This is a genomic window from Deinococcus rhizophilus (genome assembly GCF_030271215.1).
Classification (GTDB): Bacteria; Deinococcota; Deinococci; order Deinococcales; family Deinococcaceae; genus Deinococcus; species Deinococcus rhizophilus.
Window position 1 is genome coordinate 1 of record NZ_JASNGB010000313.1, and the last position, 1,601, is coordinate 1,601.

Below are 1,601 nucleotides of genomic sequence, written 5' to 3' on the forward strand. Positions count from 1 at the left end.
GCTCAGGGTCCCGGCCGCTCCCTGGGCGCGGAGGGCCTGCAAGCGGGCTTCCAGCTCCGGGCGGGCACGGCGCAGCGCCTCGGAATCGCGGGCGAGGTCCGCGAGCTGCCGCGCGGCGTGTTCCTGCTCCAGCGCGAGCACGCGGGCCTGGGCTTCGGGGTCCAGGGGGGCGGGCATCCCGCTGGCCGGGTCGCCGGACGCCAGCGGCTGCACCACCGACGATTCGAGCTGCCGCCGCAGGGTAAAGGTGATAGACCGCGCCCGCTCGACCTCGGCGGGCTGGAGGACGCCGCCCTTCTGGGCCTCCTCGATCTCGGCGATCAGGCTCTCCAGGCGGCGCACGTCCTTGCCGCCCATGCCCTGCACCCGCCCGAAGGCGGCTCCCAGCTCCGCGAGGTCCTGCGCCTGCGCGACCAGCCCTTCTTCGAGACGGCGCTCCATCAGCGCGATCAGGTCCTGCCCCTCGCGCACCAGCGGCCCGAGGTCGGCCCCCGCCGCCTGCTGCTGCCGGGCGACTCCCAGAATGCCGCGCAGGCGCTGGGTTTCCGGCCAGTCGAAGTAGAGGGTAAATCTCCGGGCGCTCTCCTCCAGCGTGCCCAGATCGGCACCGGGCGCGGCGGGGGCACCAGCACCGGCGCCGGCACCGGGAGACACCTCCAGCAGCGCCCCGATCACCTCCGAGACGCGGCGCTTGGCCAGGGCAGCGGGCACCGAGAGTTGCAGCCGCTTGAAGACCTCGCGCTTGAGAATGTCTTCCAGGTCGCCCGGCCCCAGCGTCTCGGGCGTCTTGCCCCGGCTCTGCGCGGCGTCGGCCAGGATGCGTTCCAGGGCGCGGGGCGAGACAAGGTCGCCCAGCAGCCGCACGGGGAGGCGGTGCAGGGGTTCCTGACGGGCGGCGGTGTCGGGGGTCATGGGAACTCCGGTGCAAGCCTGCCTTCAGCGGGATGAACCCCGGCCGAAGGGAGCAGGAGGGGGGCGAGTGTCGGACGCGCAACAGATGGAGGGCGGCTCACAGGGCTTCCTCCCATTCCACGGTGGTCGCGGGCGCGAGCGTCGCCTCGCGGCGGTTGCCCAGCAGGCCGAACTGCACGCACAGGCCCCGGAAGCCGTAGATCGCCAGCCCCAGCGCGGCGGCGGTGAGCAGGGCCCGGATGGGCAATCCAAAGGGTGACGACCACGGCGAGAGGGCCGGAGCCGCCCGCAGCGCCGAGGCGCCGAGCAGGTCGCCCAGCCAGCCTGCGGCGCCCAGCACGCCCTCCACGAGGGTGGGCAGCAGCAGCAGCGCCAGCGCGGCCGTGATGGCCCGCCAGAAGGGGTTGCGCCCCCCGAAGGCGAGGCCCAGCAGGTACAGCGGCACGGGGGCCAGCAGCGCGAGCAGCAGCAGCAGCCCCGCCCGCAGGCCCCCGCCGAAGGTCCCGGTCGCCGCGAGTGAGGCCGCGTCCACCGCCGGAAGTGAGCCGCGTTCCAGCCCGGCCAGCCCCGAGATCAGCGCCTGAACGCTGTCGGGCCGCAGCCCCCGCCGCTCCTGCGCTGCCCCGAGGTCCGCGAGGTAGGCCGCGAAATCGGGCGCGGTGCGCAGGGTCGCGGGGCCTGCCTCCAGC

2 pseudogenes are annotated in these 1,601 nt (G+C 74.8%); both read right to left on the reverse strand.

The window, feature by feature from the left end:
- A pseudogene (locus QOL99_RS16935) lies at positions 1 to 912 on the reverse strand (hypothetical protein); the annotation flags it as partial.
- A 97-nt stretch (positions 913 to 1,009) separates the two neighbouring features.
- Positions 1,010 to 1,601, reverse strand: a pseudogene (locus QOL99_RS16940) (hypothetical protein); the annotation flags it as partial.